Origin of the sequence: Streptomyces sp. NPDC049597 (assembly GCF_040675505.1) — a bacterium.
Taxonomy (GTDB): domain Bacteria; phylum Actinomycetota; class Actinomycetes; order Streptomycetales; family Streptomycetaceae; genus Streptomyces.
The window spans coordinates 1-18,141 of sequence record NZ_JBFAOY010000019.1 but is presented as its reverse complement, the minus strand read 5'-3'; the positions used below and the strand labels follow the sequence as shown (position 1 = coordinate 18,141).

16 protein-coding genes are annotated in these 18,141 nt (G+C 73.9%); 9 read left to right on the top strand and 7 right to left on the bottom strand.

Annotation, left to right across the window (positions count from 1 at the left end; genetic code table 11):
- Nucleotides 1-164: 164 nt before the first annotated feature.
- The 3 genes from AB0K02_RS21425 to AB0K02_RS21415 all read left to right on the top strand — a co-directional run bounded on the left by AB0K02_RS21425 (nt 165) and on the right by AB0K02_RS21415 (nt 4,134).
- Nucleotides 165-1,790 carry a protein kinase gene (locus tag AB0K02_RS21425; RefSeq protein WP_365994077.1) on the top strand — a complete coding sequence of 542 codons (1,626 nt, stop codon included), beginning with the start codon at nt 165-167 and terminating at the stop codon, nt 1,788-1,790.
- On the top strand, nt 1,787-2,491 hold the full coding sequence (locus AB0K02_RS21420; protein WP_365994076.1) for a hypothetical protein: 705 nt from the start codon (nt 1,787-1,789) through the stop codon (nt 2,489-2,491). Before AB0K02_RS21425 ends, AB0K02_RS21420 begins: the two co-directional genes overlap by 4 nt.
- A gap of 140 nt (nt 2,492-2,631) precedes the next feature.
- Complete coding sequence (locus tag AB0K02_RS21415; RefSeq protein ID WP_365994075.1) at nt 2,632-4,134, top strand: DUF6056 family protein; 1,503 nt, start codon at nt 2,632-2,634, stop codon at nt 4,132-4,134.
- Here AB0K02_RS21415 and AB0K02_RS21410 read toward each other — a convergent pair.
- Nucleotides 4,109-5,083, bottom strand: a complete 975-nt coding sequence (locus AB0K02_RS21410) for a glycosyltransferase family 2 protein (RefSeq protein WP_365994074.1) — start codon at nt 5,081-5,083, stop codon at nt 4,109-4,111. The two genes, AB0K02_RS21415 and AB0K02_RS21410, sit on opposite strands and share 26 nt — an antisense overlap.
- A gap of 298 nt (nt 5,084-5,381) precedes the next feature.
- Here AB0K02_RS21410 and AB0K02_RS21405 point away from each other — a divergent pair, with 298 nt between their 5' ends.
- Complete coding sequence (locus AB0K02_RS21405) at nt 5,382-6,134, top strand: aquaporin (protein ID WP_365994073.1); 753 nt, start codon at nt 5,382-5,384, stop codon at nt 6,132-6,134.
- Between the two features lie 30 nt (nt 6,135-6,164).
- On the opposite strand, the gene AB0K02_RS21400 is transcribed toward AB0K02_RS21405, so the two are convergent.
- The 3 genes from AB0K02_RS21400 to AB0K02_RS21390 form a co-directional block, all read right to left on the bottom strand.
- A complete protein-coding gene (locus AB0K02_RS21400) occupies nt 6,165-6,725 on the bottom strand; it encodes a helix-turn-helix transcriptional regulator (RefSeq protein WP_365994072.1) in 561 nt (186 codons plus the stop codon).
- Between the two features lie 9 nt (nt 6,726-6,734).
- Nucleotides 6,735-9,200, bottom strand: a complete 2,466-nt coding sequence (locus AB0K02_RS21395) for a helix-turn-helix domain-containing protein (protein WP_365994071.1) — start codon at nt 9,198-9,200, stop codon at nt 6,735-6,737.
- Nucleotides 9,201-9,418: 218 nt separating this feature from the next.
- Nucleotides 9,419-10,150, bottom strand: a complete 732-nt coding sequence (locus AB0K02_RS21390; RefSeq protein ID WP_365994070.1) for a hypothetical protein — start codon at nt 10,148-10,150, stop codon at nt 9,419-9,421.
- Nucleotides 10,151-10,227: 77 nt separating this feature from the next.
- Here AB0K02_RS21390 and AB0K02_RS21385 point away from each other — a divergent pair, with 77 nt between their 5' ends.
- On the top strand, nt 10,228-11,142 hold the full coding sequence (locus tag AB0K02_RS21385; protein WP_365994069.1) for a LysR family transcriptional regulator: 915 nt from the start codon (nt 10,228-10,230) through the stop codon (nt 11,140-11,142).
- Here the strand turns inward: AB0K02_RS21385 and AB0K02_RS21380 are convergent.
- Both AB0K02_RS21380 and AB0K02_RS21375 read right to left on the bottom strand, forming a co-directional pair.
- Entirely contained in the window at nt 11,132-12,142 is a 1,011-nt protein-coding gene (locus AB0K02_RS21380; RefSeq protein WP_365994068.1) for an endonuclease/exonuclease/phosphatase family protein, read from the bottom strand. The two genes, AB0K02_RS21385 and AB0K02_RS21380, sit on opposite strands and share 11 nt — an antisense overlap.
- Nucleotides 12,135-12,806 (bottom strand): hypothetical protein, encoded by a 672-nt coding sequence (locus AB0K02_RS21375; protein ID WP_365994066.1) that lies wholly within the window; start codon nt 12,804-12,806, stop codon nt 12,135-12,137. The genes AB0K02_RS21380 and AB0K02_RS21375 overlap by 8 nt, the downstream gene beginning before the upstream one ends.
- Nucleotides 12,807-12,946: 140 nt before the next feature.
- On the opposite strand from AB0K02_RS21375, the gene dnaN reads away from it, so the two are divergent.
- Together dnaN and AB0K02_RS21365 are read left to right on the top strand one after the other, a co-directional pair.
- Entirely contained in the window at nt 12,947-14,065 is a 1,119-nt protein-coding gene (gene dnaN, locus AB0K02_RS21370) for a DNA polymerase III subunit beta (protein WP_365994065.1), read from the top strand.
- 257 nt (nt 14,066-14,322) lie between these two features.
- A complete protein-coding gene (locus AB0K02_RS21365) occupies nt 14,323-15,063 on the top strand; it encodes a carbonic anhydrase (RefSeq protein ID WP_365994064.1) in 741 nt (246 codons plus the stop codon).
- A gap of 37 nt (nt 15,064-15,100) precedes the next feature.
- Here the strand turns inward: AB0K02_RS21365 and AB0K02_RS21360 are convergent, their stop codons facing one another.
- Entirely contained in the window at nt 15,101-15,829 is a 729-nt protein-coding gene (locus tag AB0K02_RS21360; protein ID WP_365994063.1) for a class I SAM-dependent methyltransferase, read from the bottom strand.
- A 131-nt stretch (nt 15,830-15,960) separates the two neighbouring features.
- Between AB0K02_RS21360 and AB0K02_RS21355 the strand changes: the two genes are divergently transcribed.
- Both AB0K02_RS21355 and AB0K02_RS21350 read left to right on the top strand, forming a co-directional pair.
- Nucleotides 15,961-16,986: an SPFH domain-containing protein gene (locus AB0K02_RS21355; RefSeq protein WP_365994062.1), complete on the top strand. Its 1,026-nt coding sequence runs from the start codon at nt 15,961-15,963 to the stop codon at nt 16,984-16,986.
- A complete protein-coding gene (locus AB0K02_RS21350; RefSeq protein ID WP_365994061.1) occupies nt 16,983-17,882 on the top strand; it encodes a hypothetical protein in 900 nt (299 codons plus the stop codon). Before AB0K02_RS21355 ends, AB0K02_RS21350 begins: the two co-directional genes overlap by 4 nt.
- Nucleotides 17,883-18,141 lie beyond the last annotated feature (259 nt).

Genomic DNA, 18,141 nt, shown 5'->3' with positions numbered 1-18,141 from the left:
CGAGCCAGCCGGGCAGGTCCATGCCAAGTACGGAGTCGTGCCGCAGATGTCCTGATCCCTACGGGAACCGGCCGTGAGGGAAATGTGTCTGTGCTGAGGACAGTCCGTGAGCCGGGCCCGACGACGACGGCCCGGGCAGGATGTCCGCCGGACGGGGGGACGCGATGAGCGTGTGGTCGGTACCGGGATACACCGAGTCCCGGGAACTCGGATCGGGGGCCGGCGGGCGTGTCGTCCTCGCCGTCCATGACGCCACCGGCGTGCCGGTCGCGGTGAAGTACCTCGGGGAACGGCTGCGCGGCGACGCGGCCTTCGTCCGCGAGTTCCGGGCGGAGGCGCGCGTGCTGGGCGCGCTGGAGTCGCCGTATGTCGTGCGGCTCTACGAATACGTCGAGGCACCGCACGGCGCGGCGATCGTGATGGAGCTGATCGACGGGACAGCCCTGCGGTCGCTGCTCGCACACGAGGGAGCGACCGGCCCCGAGGCGGCCCTGGTGGTGCTCAAGGGCTCCCTTCTCGGACTCGCCGCCGCCCACGGCGCCGGTGTCGTGCACCGTGACTACAAGCCGGAGAACGTGCTGGTCTCGGCCGACGGCACGTCCAGGCTGGTGGACTTCGGCATCGCGACCGGCCGTGGCAGCGCCCCCGGCGTGGCCGGCACGCCGGCGTACATGGCGCCGGAGCAGTGGCGGGGTGAGCCGGCCTCGCCCGCGGCCGACGTCTACGCGGCGACCGCGACCTTCTACGAGTGCCTGACCGGCCGTAAGCCCTACAGCGGCGACAACGTCGCCGAGCTGGCCCTGCAGCACATCGGCGCGCCGGTCCCCGAGGACGACACGCCCGAGGCGGTGAGGCCGCTGATCCGGCGCGGGATGGCGAAGGCGCCCGAGGACCGTCCGCAGACCGCGGCGGCGTTCGTGGCCGAACTGGAGGAGATCGCCGGGGCCGCGTACGGGCCCGGCTGGGAAGAGCGTGGCCGGCGCCGGCTGGCGGCGCTCGCCGCGCTGCTGCCCCTGCTGTTCCCGTCGGCCGGGGGCAGCGGGTCCGGCACGACCGCAGTGGCGACGACCTCCCTGGGCGCGCCCGGTGGATGGCTGACTCCGGCGCTGCGCCGGGCAGGTGCCGGGATCGTCGCGGCCGTGGTGGCCGTCCTGGTGGCCGTCGCCGCACGGGAGGGTACCGACGCGGGAGGGCGGACCGCCGCCGAGGCCGTGGCCACGACGACCGCGTTTCCCGGCGTGTCCGGTACGCCGGCCCCGGGGCCCGAGGGGTCCGTCGGTCCTGCACCGTCGCCGTCTGCCGCGACGCCCTGGCATCCGCCCTCGCCCTCGGGGAGCCCCGCGCCCGTCCCCACCGGCTCGCCCACGACAAGTGCCCCGCCCGCGCCCGGCGGGCCCACCGCGTGGCCCACCACCGAAGCGTCCACGGAGCCGTCCGCCGGGCCGACGCCCACGCCCGCCCCGGTGTCCGTGGAGTCCGTCTCCGTCACGAGCTTCCGCCGGACCGGCACGGCCACCGGATCCGCCTCCGTCGACGTCGCCACCAACGGCACGGGTCCGGTCACGGTCGTGGTCTCCTGGTACACCGGCGACACCGAGGGGCAGCTCGGCGCGCCGGACGGCTCGCAGACGTTCGAGCGCAGCGGCGCCACGCGGTACACCCTCCCGCTCACCCACGCCTTCCAGGGCGGGGGCTGCTACTGGGCCGTCAGCGCGTCCACGGACCCGGGGGCCGCGAACGGCACCTCCACCCGGCAACTCCTGACCGGGAGGGGGTGCACGGTCTCATGAACGGTCGGCTCGGCCCCCGCGCCGGCGAAGGCCAGGACGGCGCCCAGGACGACGAGTACAGCGCGACCGCCCTCGGCAGCCACTGGTTCACGCACCCCGAGCCGCAGGACGCCGTCGGCACACCCACCGCCGTGCTCGGCCGCCGGACGTCCGACGCCGCGCCGGACCGGATCGAGGGCGACGTCCTGCGGTTCGGGCCCGGGGTGACGGCGGCCGTAAGGCCCGCCGACGGCGCCGCGACGGCCGTCGACGTGTGGCACGGCAGCCTCGCCGGTGGGCCGCCGGCCGGGGGCCGGTCACGCCGCAACGGCCGCCGCTTGCGCGGGTGTGCGACGTTCGCCCTCGTGCTGCTGTCCGTGCTCGCGTTCCTGGCCTGGCAGCGCTGCGGGCCGGAGGTCGGCGTACGCGGCGTGGCGGTCCGGACCCCTGCCGATGGGCCCGGCTGCGACGGCACCGCCGATGTCCTGGGCGTGGTACGGACCGACGGCAGGCCCGGCACCCTCACCTACCGCTGGGTGCGCAGCGACGGCACGACGTCGGGGCCCCTGCACGAAGAGGTGGCGCGAGGTCAGAAGCGGGCGACAGTGCACCTGCTGTGGACCTTCCACGGCCGTGGCGAGTACCGGGCGCGCGCCGAGCTGCGCATCGTCTCGCCGTCACGGCACACGGCGTCGGCGCGGTTCGTGTACACCTGCCGCTGAGCCGGCGTGCGGACCCGGCTCGGCGCCTGACCGGCCTGTCGTGGCGGCCTGCCGATCTTGCCCGGTGAAAGATGGAACGGCGCACCCCTGATTCGCCTCTTGGATGCCGGACCATCAGTTTTCCGAAGGGCAGGGACGATATGTCCGTCGACGCATCCGGCGTGACCGTCGCGCCGGAACCGGGCGGGCTCGGCGCTCCTGATCGGCGGAACGGCCCTCGGCACGGGTGGGCGTCCTGGTGGGCCGCCTGGCCGTTCGCCCTGGCCGCGCTGCCGCTCGGTCTGCTCGGGCTGGCCTCGTGGTTCGGACGCCATGTACGGCCCGGCGCCGACGAGTGGTGCTTCCTCCCGGTGGTCCGTGACCACGGCGTGTCGGGCCTGATCGGCAAGTTCTGGTACACCGACAACGGGCGTCTGGGCAACGGCCTCCTGGTGGGTCTGTACGCCAAGTTCCCCGTCGCCGGGCACCAGTGGTTCGGCCTGGTCAGCGGCGTCCTGATGCTGGCGCTGCTGTGGGCCCTGACCGCGCAGGCGCTGCGCAGGACGGGCCAGTTCGTGCCGCGCGGGGTGCCGCTGCTCGTCGCCGCCATGGTCACGGCGGTGTTCCTGTTCGCCACGCCGAACACGTACAAGACGTTCTACTGGCCCGCCGCGTCCGTCTCGCACACCCTGGCACCGGTCCTGGCGTGCGCCGCCGCGCTTCCGCTGCTGCGCGCCCGGGGTCGCGCCGGGCGTGTCGCCGCCCTGGTGACGGTGGCGGTCGCGGGCGTGTTCATGGGAACGCTGTCGGAGGAGGCGTCGGTCGTCGCCCTGGTCGTGCTGTCCGGCGCCGTGCTGTGCGCCCCCCGCCTCTTCAGGCCCGGCGCACGGCGGTTCGCCCGCCTCTGGTCGCTCGCGGGCATGGCGGGTGCCGGCGTCGGCACGCTGCTGCTGGTGACGTCCCCGGGGTCGCGCAACCGGCGTGAGCGGTACGGCGCCGAGAGCACGTCCATGCTCGCCCCCGAATCGCTGCTGGGCTCCCTGCGCGGCTTCGCGCACATCCTGGCCACGGTGTTCTCGACCTGGCAGTACGTGGGCGCGGTGGCCGCGGGTGTGCTGCTCGGACTCGTGGCGCGCCGCCGGTCCGACCGGCCGTCGGTCCTCCTCCCGTGCCGGCCGCTGCCGGTCCTCGCGCTCGGCACGCTCGCGTACCTGGTGTCCGGGTACCTGTGCACCGTCATCACCTATCCCGTGTTCGGGGCGAGAGTGGTGACCACGGAGCGGACCTGGAACGACTATCTGCTGCTGTACATCGTGCTGCTGGTGACCGCGGGTGTGTTCCTCGGCCGCAGGCTGCGGCGGTACCGTCCGGGTGCCGCGACGGCGACGGCCGCGGCACTGTGCGCCGCGGCCGTGCTCGGGCTCGTGTCCCCCCTCGTCTCCCTCGGCCACGACATGCAGGTGCGGGCCGAGCGGTGGGACCGCCAGGACCGCTCGCTGCGGGCGGGCGCCGCGCGGGGCGCTGCGGAACTGCCGTACACGCCCGTGTCGGTGGCGAGGATGCTGGAGCCGTTCAGCAACGGCGGACGCCGGGCATGGCCCGCGCAGTGCGTCGCCGACTACTACCACCTGGAGAGGGTCACCTACTCGAAGCGGCTCCCCTGACGGACGCCTGGGACCGCGCGGTCGTCTCGTCGGTCTCGCGGACCACGTAGTGGGGCCGCCGCTTGGCCTCGTGGTAGATCCGGCCCACGTACTCCCCGATCACCCCGAGCGTGACGAGCTGGATGCCGCCGAGGCCGACGATCGCGGTGATCAGCGTGGCGTAGCCGGGTGTGTCGACGCCGTTGACCAGTGCGTTGCCGACGATCCAGGCCGCGTAGGCGAGAGCCGAGAGCAGCAGCCACAGGCCGCTGTGGATCGCCAGGCGCAGCGGACGGCTGTTGAAGGAGAGCAGGCCGTCGATGCCGTAGTTCAGCAGCCGCCGGCCGCCCCACTTGGACCGGCCGGCGGCGCGCTGCACATTGGTGTAGGTGAAGCTGACGGTGTCGAATCCGATCCAGGAGAAGAGTCCTTTGGAGAAGCGGTTCGACTCGGGCAGGGAGAGGATCGCCCCGACGGCGCGGCGGGAGAGCAGCCTGAAGTCGCCCGCGCCGTCGACGATTTCGACGTCCATGAAGCGGCGCACGAGGCGGTAGTACGCCTGGCTGAGCGCGGTGCGGATCACGCCCTCGCCGGTGCGGTCGCGCTGGGCGACGACCTGGTCGTAGCCGTGGCGGTGCAGTTCGAGCATCCGGGGGATCAGCTCGGGCGGGTGCTGCAGATCGGCGTCCATGAGGACGACGGCATCGCCCCGCGTCATGCGCAGCCCTGCGAGCATCGCGGCTTCCTTGCCGAAGTTCCGGCTGAAGGATGTGTACCGCACGCGGGCGTCCGCGGCGGCCAGGTCCTTGAGGTGCACACGGGTCCGGTCGTCGCTGCCGTCGTCGACGTAGCAGATCTCGAAAGTGGTCCCGGTCGACTCCAGAGCGACGACGAGGGCCTTGTGGAACGCCTCGATGACCTCGCTCTCGTTGAAGCACGGCACGACGACCGAGGTGTGGACCGTTGTCATCTCACTCCATGCGCTGTGATGCGGGCGGGCCGCGGCGTCGCGGCCCGTTGCACACGGTGAAGATGGCCGTCCGCCCGTCGAGGTTGCCTCCATGGTGGGACGTGCGCCGGTTCGTCACGGGGAGCGGACCGCCCCGGGCGCGTGTCGGCTGCCCCGTTCGGATGTATACCCCCTCGGCCGGACCGGCGGCCGCAGCGCTGACCTCGGGCACGGCTGTGTCCCTCCTCGACCCGCGAGCTAGCATTCCGGTCAGCGGAATATACTTTCCACGAAGCGACACAGGGTGGGGAGAAGGATCGTGACTGCACAGGCGGCGCTGGCGCGCCGGGCGGTGGCCGAATTCGTCGGCACCGCCGCACTCGTGACCGTCGTCGTCGGCTCCGGGATCCGGGCCGCGGAGCTCAGCCCGGACACGGGGACCGCGCTGCTGGCCAACTCGCTGGCGTCCGCGCTCGGACTCGGTCTGCTGATCGCACTCCTGTCCCCCGTCTCCGGGGCCCATCTCAACCCGGTGGTCACCCTGTGCACCTGGTGGTACGAGGGGCGGCGGGGCCGTGCGGCCGGCCGGGAGGCACTGGCCTACCTCGCGGCGCAGCTGGCGGGCGCGTCCGCGGGCGCCGTCCTGGCGGACGTCATGTTCGGCCGGCGCCCCGGTGTGTGGTCCACGCACCCGCGATCGGAGTGGCACCTGCTCCTCGGCGAGACGGTCGCCACGGCAGGACTGGTGCTGCTGATCACCGGTCTGCGGCGGACGGGCCGTGCCCGGTTCGCTCCCGTCGGCGTCGCCGCCTACATCGCCGCGGCGATCTGGTTCACCTCGTCCGGCTCGTTCGCCAACCCCGCTGCCACCGTGGGCAGATCCCTCTCGGACTCCTTCACGGGCATCGCACCGTCGTCGTTGGACGGATTCGTCGCCGCGCAGCTCGTCGGCGGCGCGCTGGGGGCCGGGCTGTCCGTGCTGCTGTACGGGCGGCCCCGGAGGCGGACCGCGGCGTCCGTGCGGCCCGCGGAACGCGCCTGCGGCTGCGGCCCGCTCGATCTGGCGTCGTGAACGGCGCGCCGCGACGGCGCCGCAACGGGGTCAGCTGTAGTCGATCTCGACGTAGTCGATGTCGGTGAACTCCACCTGCAGGCCTTCCGCGCGGCGGCCGCGGTCCTTGAAGTAGATCTCCTGGAGCCCCTCCGCCGCGATCTGCCGCAGCTGCCGTTCGCCCGCGCCCGCGTCCTGGGCGGCGAACAGGCGGGCCGCGTAGTCGGGGGGCAGGTGCTGGGTGACGCGGCGGATGCGGCTGTCGTCGGTGCTGCCGGGTGCCGCGGTGAAGCCGAAACGCGCCCGGGTCTCGATCACCAGCCCGCGCGCCGTCGCGGCCTGCCGACGCGCGCGCTGCTTCACCCGCGGCTGCCACAGCCGGCGCACCTCGGCGGCCATCCGCTCCGCGAGTTCCTTGCGCGGTCGTTTGATCTGGCCCTTCAGGTACCGCTCGACGGTGCGCTGGGAGACGCCCAGCTGTTCGGCGACCGCTCTGGTGGAGCCCTTGGCGCTCTTGACGAGGAATCGCACGCGGGCCTGTGCGCTCACCGGGATCGGACGGGTGGTGACCTTCTGCGCGGCCCGGTCCAGGCTGTCGCCGATCTGCCCCATGGCCTGTTCCTACTCTCCGTCGTCCGACGCGTCCGACCCCTTGATGTGCCGGGCCGGGTTGAGTCCCTGGTCCAGCAACTGCACCGCCCACATCATGGACTGCGTGCCCTCGTGCTTGACCATGCCCGGGCTCACCCCGAGGCGGAACGCTCCGGGTGCCGGCCGGCCGTCGGCCGTGTGCGGCAGGAAGTCCAGGGGGCTCGGCCCGTCCGACAGGTAGACCGCGCCGTCGGACAGCAGCGCGATCGCGCACAACGCGTCCTCGCCGAGCCGCAGATGGCCCACCGGGGCCGGGTCCCGCTGTGTGGCCAGGGCGGTCCTGAGGAGTTTGCGGTGCATGTTGACGCGGGCCGTCGCGATGACGGCGGCACGGATGTCGGGCCGCCACGTCGGCCGGGACAGCGCGGGCCAGGGCTCGCCCGGCCGGTAGGACGTGCCCTGGGGCCGCTCCCGCAGTTTGCCGATGCCGCCCTTGACCGTCGCCTTGACCGCCGTGAGCACGGCGGCGAGCGCCGGATCGGTGTGCCGGTGCTCGGCCATCACGGCGAGGAACTCCGCCTCGGCCAGACCCGACGGCACCCCGAGATCGGCCATCGTGTCCTTGTACGCCTCGCTCAGACGCTTGTACCAGGGGTCGAGGTAGGGACCGCTCTCGGTACGGATCCACGCCTCGAGGGGGGCGATGGTGACGGGCAGGCGGTAGGTGTCCACGAGTTCACGGGCGTAGGCGACGGTCGGGGTCGCGTACCAGGCCGGTCCCGCGGGGCGCACGCCGTCGGGCGTGAACGGGTTCGGCAGCCGCGGGTCGATCTCGATTCCGGACAGGTCGACGAGCCAGGAGCCGGGTACGGACTTGTCGAACGCCGGGGCGCGGACGTGGACGGCCTCGCCCAGGCCGACGACGAGCCGGTTGGCCGCCGCCAGGAACGCCGTGTTGACGTCGATGCCGACCGCGTACCCCTTCGCGCACTCGGCGTCCGTGAGCAGTTCGGGGTCGCGCGTCCACTCGAACGCCTCCTCGTCGAGCACCTCGTCGGGAGTGCGCCGGTGGCCCCGCGGGTACAGGGAGGCGACGACAGGGTGCTCGTCGGGCGCCTCGGGCGGCGCCGGGTCCACGGCTTCGGTGAGCGCCCCGGGCACCGGGCCCGACGTCCACGAGCCGGTGCCGGCGTCCTGCACCGCACGGGTCGGCGGCCGCAGCGCGGTCATGAGTTCCAGTCCGGACACGGCCGCCGACCCGCGCGGGGTCAGGACACGGGCGGCGTACGTGCCGAGGACGCGGGCCAGTTCCGGCGGCGGGAGGGTGCCGGCGTCGCCCCACGTGCGGGAGTCCAGCGCGCCCCACGGCAGGACGGCGAGCTGCACGCAGCTGCGCCGGCCGGACTGCGCTGGACGGTAGATGCGCGGCCAGGGACCGAAGCCGCGCTTCGTCAGGCGCCACTTGGCGCGGGCCAGAGCGCGGACCACCGGGTGGTCGTCGGGCAGCCGCAGCGCCCGGCGGTCCTCCAGCACGGCAGGAAGCCCGAGCCGCACGGCGGCGGCCTCGGTGAGCACGATCAGCGGGTCGGCGTCCTTGCCGTTGCGGTGGAGCCGGGGAGCGCCGAGCCGTGTCTCGCCGAGCGTCCACTCGACGAGGGCGGGCACGTCATCGGCGGGGCAGTCGAGGATCAGGCCGCCGACGCAGTGGGCGCGGCCGTCACCGTCGAGCACGGCGAGCGGCCCGTCGGCGAACCGGGGGTCGGCGGCGACGGCCGCGCCGGACGGCTCGCCGTCCCGCGTCCGCGCGCCCTGGGCACGGACGCGGGCGGGGCGAACGCCGGGGGGCGGGGCGACGGTGGCGGACCCCTTGTGGACGCCGTCGGCAGCGGAACCGGGCAGCCGGCCGCCACGGCCCCCGGCGGGACCGCGCACCGGCCGGGGCTCGGGCACGGTCCGCCCTGTGGCCGGTGGTGCGAAGGCGGGGCCGGGCTCGGGCTCGGGCGGCGTGGGAGCCGGCACGGCAGCTGCTGCCGGCGCGGTCCGGTCCGGTGCCGGCCGTGGCGCGGGCGCTTCGGCAGGGGACGCGCTCGGGTCACGCCCGGGCGGTGGAGTCGTTCCCCGGTCGCGACCGCCGGCCGCCCCGGGCGCGGCGCCGGTGTCTGCGGCGGGGTCGAGGGCGGCGACGTGGCCGGGCGCGGACTGGTCCGTGGCCGGTGGGGCTTCCGGCGCGCGGCGGGGCGGGTGTTGGGCGGCGAGGCCCTCCAGGAGGCGTGCGTAGGCCGCGCGCTTCGGCGGCCGCGGCTCGGTACGGCCCGCTTCCCAGCTCGTCACGGTCTCCCGCCGCACCTTGAGCGCTCGGGCGACCTGCTCCTGGCTGACACCCGCGGCCTCGCGCAGACGCTTGCGCTCCGCCGGTGCGGGCAGCGTGTCCTGTGTCGCCGCCTGTTCCAGCAGCGCGTCCACAGCGGCGAACAACTCCGCCTGCTCGTCGGCCACGCGGATCACCTCCGGCACCCACCCTAGTCCCGATCGCACCCCGGATCGCACACCGAACACACCGCGCCCCGCGAGGCGGTGCGCACGGGCGGCTACAGACACCGCCGTCCACGCGGCCCTGGCCGGCATGGTCTTCGCTCGCTGAGGCCCCCGGTCATGCCCCCGCGCGCCCCGCGTCCGGGTGCCGGACGGCGTCCGCATCAGTCGGCCCGAACACGTCAGACGGTCGCGCCCCGCGCGTGCTCCGCGGCCGCGAGGGCGAGGGCTCGAACGACCGGGTGCGGGCGCGTTCCGTCGCCCGCGAGCTCGGGCTGGAAGAGCGTGGCGAGGAAGAAGGGGTGGCCCGGCAGTTCCGCGATGCGGACGTCGCCGGTCTCGTCCCGTCCGCTGAAGCGCAGGCCGTGGTCGCGCAGCACATCGAGATACGCCGGGCTCATGCCGTACGAGCAGTGGTAGCGCTCCACGGTCCGCTCGGCGCCGAGAACCCGTGCGGCCAGCGAGCCGCGCTCCACCTCGACCGCGCCCTCGTGTCCGACCAGCGAGCAGGCGAGCGGGACGATCAACGGGTCCTCGGCGCCGGGGCGGTTCTCTGCGTGGGCGGCTTCCCCCAGGGAGCACACGGAGCGGGCGTACTCGAGGACCGCGTGCTGGAACCCCCCGCACGTCCCCAGGAACGGGATGCCCCGCTCCCTCGCGGTGCGCACCGCGGCGATCGCACCCGCCTCGCTGGCGTACGGGCTGCCGGGGACGAGCCAGACGGCGTCGAACTCATCGAGGGTGCCGGGTTGTTCGGCGTCCGGGGTGGGGATCCAGTAGGCGTCCAGGACGAGTTGGTCCCGTGCGGCGAGCGCCTGCAGCAGCGCCGGGACACGGGCATGGGCGCGGACGCCGGGTGAGCGGTCGCCGACGAGGGCGAGACGGGCCGACGAGGTGCGGTGTGCAGCGGACATGCGGACATCCTGGCCTGCCCGGTGCGTTCAGCGCCAACGATGATTCATGACCTGTGCATCAGCGATACTGATGGACCATGGACCCGCATCTGCTGCGCACCTTCGTCACCGTGGCCGGTCTCGGCTCGTTCTCGGCCGCCGCGCGCGAACTGGGCTACACCCAGTCCGCGGTGTCGCAGCACATCGCCGCCCTGGAGCACGACCTGGGTGCACCGCTGCTGTTGCGCCGGCCCGTCGTCCCCACCGATGCCGGGACACGTCTGCTGGAGCACGCGGAGCCGCTGCTGCTGCGGCTCGACGCCGCACGCGCCGACATCGCCCGGCTGCTGTCGGCGCCGGCCGGCCGGCTCACGCTCGGAGTCACGCCACTGGCCATGTCGTCCCGCCTGAGCCGCGCGCTCGCCGAAGTGCGGTGCGAGCAGCCGGGGCTGGAGGTCGCCGTGCGGGTCACCGGTCACTCCGCGGCCGTACGGGGCGCCGCCGCCGGAGAACTGGACCTCGCGCTGGTCGACGGCATGGCGGCGCCGAGCGATCCCCTGTACCTCCCGGAGGCGGGACCGCTCGTGGCCACGGGTGTGGCCGAGGAGCCGTCGGCCGTCGCGCTGCCGGCCGGGCATCCGCTGGCCGGCCGTGACGGCGTCCGGCTCGTCGACCTCGGCGACGCCCGGTGGATCGACGCCCCGGGGACAGCCGCGGGGCTCGACCGGTTGAGGACCCTGTGCGGCTACGACGGGTTCCCCGTGTCTCTGCGGTACGAAGGGACGGACGTACGCGGGCTGATCGCTCTGGTCGCCGCCGGGCACGGCCTCGCGCTCCTGCCGCGCTCCGCGCTGGAAGGGGCGTGCGGCGTGGTGGGAACCGCGGTGACGGAGCCGCGTACGGTGCACCGGATCGAGGCGCTCCACGGCGGGACGGGGATCGGGCCGGCGGCTCTTCTGGCAGCCCGGCTCGCGTCCGTGCCGGGCGGGGCGGCGGACGCCGTCAGAGCCTGATGCGGGCGACGACGGGCAGGTGGTCGCTGCCGGTCGCGGGCAGCGACCTGACGTCGACGACGGTCGCGGACCGGGCCATGATCTGGTCGATCCTGGCCACCGGGAACGCCGCCGGCCAGCTGAACGCCATGCCCGGCCCCGCCACACGCAGCCGGGAAAGCAGCGGATCGAGGCCGCGGTCGTCGACGGTGGAGTTGAGGTCGCCGAGCAGGATCACGCGGTCCACCTCCTCGCGGGCGATGGCCTTCGCCAGCAGGGCCGCGCTCTCGTCCCGCCGGGCGGAGCCCAACCCGTGCGGCACGCCGAGGCGCACCGAGGGCAGGTGGGCCACATAGACGGCGACATCGCCCCCTGGGGTCCGCACGGTGGCGCGCATCCCTCTGTTCCAGTCCGGCCCGAGACCACGGGGCCTGATGTCCACCGGCCGTACGTCGTCAAGGGGATGGGCGGACCACAGGCCCACGCTGCCGACCACCGCGCGGTGGGGACAGCGCCCGCCGAGCGCCTTGGCGTACACGGGCAGCGCCTCGGGGGTCACCTCCTCCAGGGCGACGACATCGGGCCGTTCCCGCAGCAGGGCCCGCGCGGTGCCTGCCGGGTCGGCGTTCACGTCGCTGACGTTGTGCTGCACCGCGACGATGTCGTGGGGCTCGTCACCGGCGGGCAGCAGCAACGGACCGAAGCAGCCGAGCCACGCGGCCGCGGGCAGCAGGAGGGCGACGAGCGCGGTGACCGACCTGCGCAGCACAGCGGGGACGAGCAGCACCGGCACGGCGAGGCCCAGCCAGGGCAGGAAGGTCTCCAGCAGACTGCCGAACCGGACGGCGGTGTTCGGTACGGCCCGGTGGAAGGTGAGCAGAAACGCCGTGAGGACGGCGCACGCGGCCACCGCACGGCCACGCCGCAGGGCCGGGCCGGGGGCGTCCGAGCGCCGTCTTGCGTCGCGGCCGAGCGGCCGGATGCGTCGCAGCGGATGCCGTGCCGGGCGCGGCTCAGTCATCGAAGGCCTCGACGGTGACAAGCGCCGTGCTCTCGCTCTCGTAGCGCACGGTCAGCCGGACGACGTCCGCGCCGGCGGGGGCGGCGGTGCCGGTACCGGTGGCCGATGCGGCGGGGACGGCGGGGCCGGCATCGGTGGCCGATGCGGCGGGGACGGCGGTCGTGGCGGAAGGCGTGGGGGTGCCGGCCGTGGCGGAGCCGGTGGGTTCGGCGAACGGCCCCGCCGAGTCGTCGCTCCCGCCGATCTCGATGCAGACGTCCTCGGCGCAGTGCTCCTCCGGCCGGACATTCGGGTACGCCGACGCCAGCCACTCGTCCACGTCCTCGCGCGGCATCCGGAACGTTCCCCGGACCACGTCATCCATCCAGTCGTCGATGCTGCAGTCCTCGTCGGTGGTCTTCTCCGGGAACGTGCCGTGGGCGAACTCCATCGCCGCCGAACAGCTGATCGTGGAATGCGTACCGAAGGGATCGTCGCTGACCACGACCGAGACCATCACCCACGCGAACCACCCGACCACCAGGCCTCCCACGGCACCGGTCAAGGCGACCACCGCCCACAGCAGCCGGCGCGCCCACCCGCCCCGCCGACCGTCCGGCGGACGCCCGTCCGCGTTCCGCGCCGTCGTCCCCGCGGCCGTGCCGGCGGTCTCCGTCTCGCCCACGACACCCCCTGTCCCCGTGTTCGCCGGGAGCCCACTCGGCCTCCCCCGTGCCCATGATCCTGCCAGGCCGCTGAGACAAGGGACTTGTCAGTGGTGGCCGATAGCGTCGAAGCGTCGCCGTCGACGAGGAGAGGGTTCGCATGGAGTTCCGGATCGCACGCAGTGAGCTGGCCGAAGCGGTCGCGTGGGCGGCCCGTGTGCTGCCCGCCCGCTCGCCGGTCCCCGTGCTCGGTGGCCTCCTCCTGGACGCGGGCTCCGGGATGCTGCGCGTCTCGGGGCTGGACTACGAGGCGTCCGCGCGCATCGAGGTCGAGGCGGACGTGGTGCGCCCGGGACGGGTGCTGGTCATGGGGCGCAGGCTGGTCGACATCTGCAAGGTGCTTCCCGCCGGCACGGTGGAGTGCTCGGCCGACGGGTCGCGGTTCTCGGTGGTGAGCGACGGTGCGCGGTTCGGGCTGTCGGTGCTGCCGTCCGACGACTACCCGGCCCTTCCCGCGCTGCCGGAGTTCCGCGGGGTGGTGGACGCCGAGGTGTTCGCCTCGGCGGTCGGTCATGTGGCGGTCGCCGCGGGGCGTGACGACACGCTGCCGGTGCTCACGGGCATCCGGGTGGCCTTCGACGGCGAGAGGATGACGCTGTCGGCGACCGACCGCTACCGGTACGCGGTGCGTACGCTCGGCTGGAAGCCGCAGGCGCGGGACGCGTCCGGTGAAGCCGTCGTCTCGGCGCGCCGGCTCACCGACATCGCGCGCTCCCTGGCCCGCTCGGGAATGGTCAGGATCGCTCTCGACACGGGCTCGATCGGCTTCGAGAACGGCGGCATGCGGATCACGACCCGCCTGCTTGAGGGACAACTGCCGCGTCACGACAAGCTGTTCGCGCTCACACCGACCGCCGTCGCCGTCACCGGCCGCGAGCCGCTGCTGGAGGCGGTGAGGCGGGTGGCCGTCGTCGCAGAGGGGGACAGTCCGCTGCAGCTCGACTTCTCGGACGGCTCGGTGTGTCTGCGCGCGGGGTACGAGGACGACGTGGCCTCGCAGCGGCTGCCGTCGGCGCTGGAGGGCACACCGGAGACGACGGTCGCCTTCAACCCGTCGTATCTCGTGGACGCGCTGTCGTCCTTCGACGCGCCCGTGGTCCGTTTCGATCTGCTCGGTCCGGGACAGAGGGCCCTGCTGACGGGCCTGGCGTCGGCCGACGACAGGGACCCGGAGCCGATGCACCGTCATCTGCTGATGTCGGTGAAGCCGCTGGTGTGACACCGGCAGCCGGGTGCCCGGACGGGCGTGCGTGCGGTGCGGCGATTCCGGTTCGTGGCTCTCTGACGGGTCGAGGGGATCAGGGGCAGGAGACCGGAGTCGGCCACCGCCGGGCCGGCCCGCCCGCCGCGATGCCCGTGCGGTTCATATAGGGGAACCCCAGGCCTGCCACGGCACCGGTCAAGGCTTGTCCAAGCAGGCACAAAGAACTCCGGGCAACGAACATCTGACCGGTCAGGCGCTCTACGTTCACCTGTGTGACACTCATTCGACAGACCGACAAGCCGGTGGGCGAGAGCCGCCGGACCCTGCTGCGCGCGGCCGTCGCCGGTGGGGCGCTCGCCACCGGCGGCCTGCTCCTCGGAGCCGCACCGGCGTCCGCGGCGCACCGCACCGCGCCGCCGCGCCCGCGGCCCACGACGCCGTCCGCCGCGCTGCGCGAACTGGCTGCCGGCAACCGCCGTTGGCGGACCTTCCACCAGCAGCACCCGCACGAGAGCGGGGCCGTGCGCGAGGCCCTGGTCGGCGGGCAGCACCCGTTCGCCGTGATCCTGGGCTGCATCGACTCGCGGGTGCCTCCTGAGCTGATATTCGACCAGGGTCTCGGCGACCTGATGACGGTGCGCGCCGCGGGCGAGGTGCTGGACGAGGCCGTGCTCGGCAGCGTGGCGTACGGCGTCCTGGAACTCGGCACACCGCTGGTCATGGTGCTCGGGCACCAGGCGTGCGGAGCGGTGAGCGCGGCGGTGCGGGCCGAGGAGACCGGCGAGGAACTGCCCGCCCACATCCAGTACATAGCCGATCGCATACGCCCGGCCATCGACCACAGTCAGCAGGGCGAGGCGCGGATCGACTCCACGATCGACCGCAATGTCGCCATGGTCACCCGCCGGCTCGCCGAGGAGCCCGACCTCGCCGCCCGGATCGCCACCGGTGCCCTGGCGGTCGTCGGCGCGCGCTACGAGCTGACCTCACAGCGGGTGCACACTCTCACCTGACGCGCCGCCCGGCGGGGCGGTCGTATGCCGCGGCCCGTCAGTCGCGCCGCCGCGCGATGACGAGCCGGGCTCGCGGCGCGCCGCCGGGCAGCCGCCCCAGGCCGGCGAGCGGGATCAACCGGACCTCGAACCCGGCCCGTTGGAGGTCGGCGAGCACGCCGCCCAGAGGGAAGGTGCGGTAGTACATGACGAACTGCGGCCGCCACAGGGCGTTGCGTACCCGCATGACGAGGTCGAAGGCGAGCAGCGCCCAGTAGAGCCGTGTCCGGGGGCCGGGCGGTGCGAGCACCGGGAAGGCGAAGAGCCCGCCCGGCCGCAGGGCGGCGTGGGCCCCGGCGAAGAGCAGGGGCCGTTCCTCGGGCAGGAAGTGGCCGAAGGCACCGAAACTGACGGCCAGGTCGAAGTCCCCCTCGAAGGGCAGGGACCGCGCGTCCGCCCGCACCCAGGAGACGGCCGGCGGGCCGCTCGTGGCCGTCACGGCCCGGGCGGCGGCGAGCATGCCGGCGCTGAAGTCGACCCCGGTGACGCGGTCGGTGCACAGCTCGCGCAGCATCCCGGTCCCCGCGCCGGTGCCGCAGCAGATGTCGAGGCCGGCGGCGAACGGGCCGAGCGGCCGCAGGGCCCGCGCGACGGAGTCGAGGACCGGGTCCGGAGTCCGGAAGGGCGTCAGGTCGAACTTCGGCGCGAGCAGGTCGTAGCCCCGCTGGGTCGAGGACAGTGCCTGGACGGCCAGTTCCCTCAGGGTGGGCCCGTGTGCGGTGAACATCGCTGATCAGCCTAGCTGCCGGGACCGCTCGGGTCACGGGGCTGTCCGGCGCCGCCCGGGACCTCATCACGTCCGATTGACGATAAGGAGTCGACCAACTATCGTCATAGTGACGAAAAGAGGGGATTCTCTTGGCAGACATCACCGCACGCCTCGGTTGGCGCCACCTGCGCGCCGCACCCACCGCCCACATCCGGCACAACAGGCGCGGCCGACTCGCCCATGACGGGCCCGGACTGAGCTTCTGGTTCCGGGCGTTGACCGCCGCGTTGTCCGAAGTGCCCGTCGACGACCGCGAACTGGCGATGTCCTTCCACGCGCGCACCGCGGACTTCCAGGACGTGGGCGTCCAGGCCACGGTGACGTACCGGATCCACGACCCCGCCACGGCCGCCGCCCGCCTCGACTTCTCCATCGACCCCGACACCGGCGCCTGGCGCGGCACACCGCTCGAGCAGATAGCGAACCTGCTCACCGAGACCGCGCAGCAGCACGCGCTGGACGTGCTGGCCCGCACCTCACTGGCGTCCGCGCTCGCGGACGGTGTCGCCTCGGTACGCGAGCGCGTCGGCGCGGGGTTCGCCGATGAGCCCCGGCTGCCCGCGACCGGCATCGAGGTCGTCGCGGTCCGCGTCGTCGCGATCAGGCCCGAGCCCGAGGTCGAGCGCGCGCTGCGCACGCCCGCCCGCGAACAGATCCAGCAGGAGGCGGACCGTGCGACGTACGAACGCCGGGCCGTGGCCGTGGAGCGCGAGCGCGCCATCGCCGAGAACGAACTGGCGAGCCGGATCGAACTGGCCCGCCGCGAGGAGCAGTTGGTCGAGCAGAACGGCGCGAACGCACGACGTCAGGCGGAGGAGAGCGCGGCCGCCGACGCCGTGAAGGCGGACGCCGAGGCGTCCCGCACCGTCCGGCTCGCACGGGCGGAGGCCGAAGCGGCGCAGCGGGTGGGCGCGGCGCGCGCCGAAGCCCAGGCGGCATGGCTGCGGGTGCACGCTGATGTCGATCCGGCGACGCTGCACGCGCTGGCCGTGACGCGCCTCGCCGAGAACCTGCCGCGTATCGACAGCCTCACCCTTTCCCCCGACGTGCTCACCTCCGCGCTCGCCAGGCTCGCCGGGACGCCGGGGGGCGGCGGTACGGCGGCCGGGGCGTGAGCCTCGCCCCACGCGCCGTGCTCGTCCACCGCGCCACCGAGTACGAGGAACTGCTCGCCCGGCACGGCACGCACGGCCAGGCGGACTTCTTCCTCTCCTCGCGGGGCCGCAGCATCCGGGAGGTGGCCGAACGGCACCGGCGTACGCTGCGGGCGCTGGCGGACGTCGCGGGCGCGGTGCCGCTCTCGTGGCGCCGCGCCCGCGTCGAGCGGTCGGACCTGGATCGCTTCCTGTTCGCCCCCGAGGACGTAGTCGTCGTCGTGGGCCAGGACGGGCTGGTCGCCAACACGGCGAAGTACCTGGCCGGTCAGCCCGTCATCGGCATCGACACCGAACCGGGACGCAACCCGGGCGTCCTGGTGCGCCACCGGGCATCGGACACCGGCCGGCTGCTGCGCTCCGCGGTCCTGCCGGGCCGCCGGACGGACGACCTGACGATGGTGGAGGCCGTCGCCGACGACACACAGCGCCTGGTGGCACTCAACGAGATCTACCTCGGGCGGCCCGGCCATCAGACGGCCCGCTACCGGCTCGGCCCGGACGGCGACCTGTCGGGTGCCGAGGCCCAGGCGTCGTCGGGAGTGCTCGTGGGTACCGGCACGGGTGCCACGGGGTGGTTGCGCTCGGTGTGGCAGGAACGGGGCGGCACACTCGCGCTCCCGTCGCCGACGGACCGCCGGCTGATCTGGTTCGTCCGTGAGGCCTGGCCGTCACCGGCCACCGGCACAGAGCGGGTCGCCGGGGCGCTGAGCAGTGCGGAACGGCTGCGGATCACGGTGGAGTCGGACCGGCTGGTCGTGTTCGGCGACGGCATGGAGGCCGACGCCCTGGAGGTGACCTGGGGACAGTCCGTCCACCTGGGCGTCAGCGACACCGCGTTGCGTCTGCTGGACTGAGGCCGGCCCGCACGGTCGGGACCCGGCCATTGAACGGGCCCTTCCGGAGCCGTTCAATGGCCGGTCCTCGACTGGTGGCCCCTGTTGGCGGTTTGTACCCTTCGACCACTCCCGGTCCGCACCGACCGCGCAGCGCCGACACACATCTGTCATGTGCATGACTTTTCAACCTTCGGCGGTCACACCGCCGCAGGCGGGCGTACGGGAGTGCCTGGCCAGGAACGTGTGCAGGTCGGCGGCGGCCCGCCCGGCGTCGAGC

Excerpts from the sequence above, each read along its gene's own strand:
- AB0K02_RS21425 (WP_365994077.1), top strand. The coding sequence starts at position 165 with ATGAGCGTGTGGTCGGTACCGGGATACACCGAGTCCCGGGAACTCGGA.
- AB0K02_RS21420 (WP_365994076.1), top strand. The coding sequence starts at position 1,787 with ATGAACGGTCGGCTCGGCCCCCGCGCCGGCGAAGGCCAGGACGGCGCC.
- AB0K02_RS21415 (WP_365994075.1), top strand. The coding sequence starts at position 2,632 with ATGTCCGTCGACGCATCCGGCGTGACCGTCGCGCCGGAACCGGGCGGG.
- AB0K02_RS21410 (WP_365994074.1), bottom strand. The coding sequence starts at position 5,083 with ATGACAACGGTCCACACCTCGGTCGTCGTGCCGTGCTTCAACGAGAGC.
- AB0K02_RS21400 (WP_365994072.1), bottom strand. The coding sequence starts at position 6,725 with ATGGGGCAGATCGGCGACAGCCTGGACCGGGCCGCGCAGAAGGTCACC.
- AB0K02_RS21390 (WP_365994070.1), bottom strand. The coding sequence starts at position 10,150 with ATGTCCGCTGCACACCGCACCTCGTCGGCCCGTCTCGCCCTCGTCGGC.
- AB0K02_RS21385 (WP_365994069.1), top strand. The coding sequence starts at position 10,228 with ATGGACCCGCATCTGCTGCGCACCTTCGTCACCGTGGCCGGTCTCGGC.
- AB0K02_RS21380 (WP_365994068.1), bottom strand. The coding sequence starts at position 12,142 with ATGACTGAGCCGCGCCCGGCACGGCATCCGCTGCGACGCATCCGGCCG.
- dnaN (WP_365994065.1), top strand. The coding sequence starts at position 12,947 with ATGGAGTTCCGGATCGCACGCAGTGAGCTGGCCGAAGCGGTCGCGTGG.
- AB0K02_RS21360 (WP_365994063.1), bottom strand. The coding sequence starts at position 15,829 with ATGTTCACCGCACACGGGCCCACCCTGAGGGAACTGGCCGTCCAGGCA.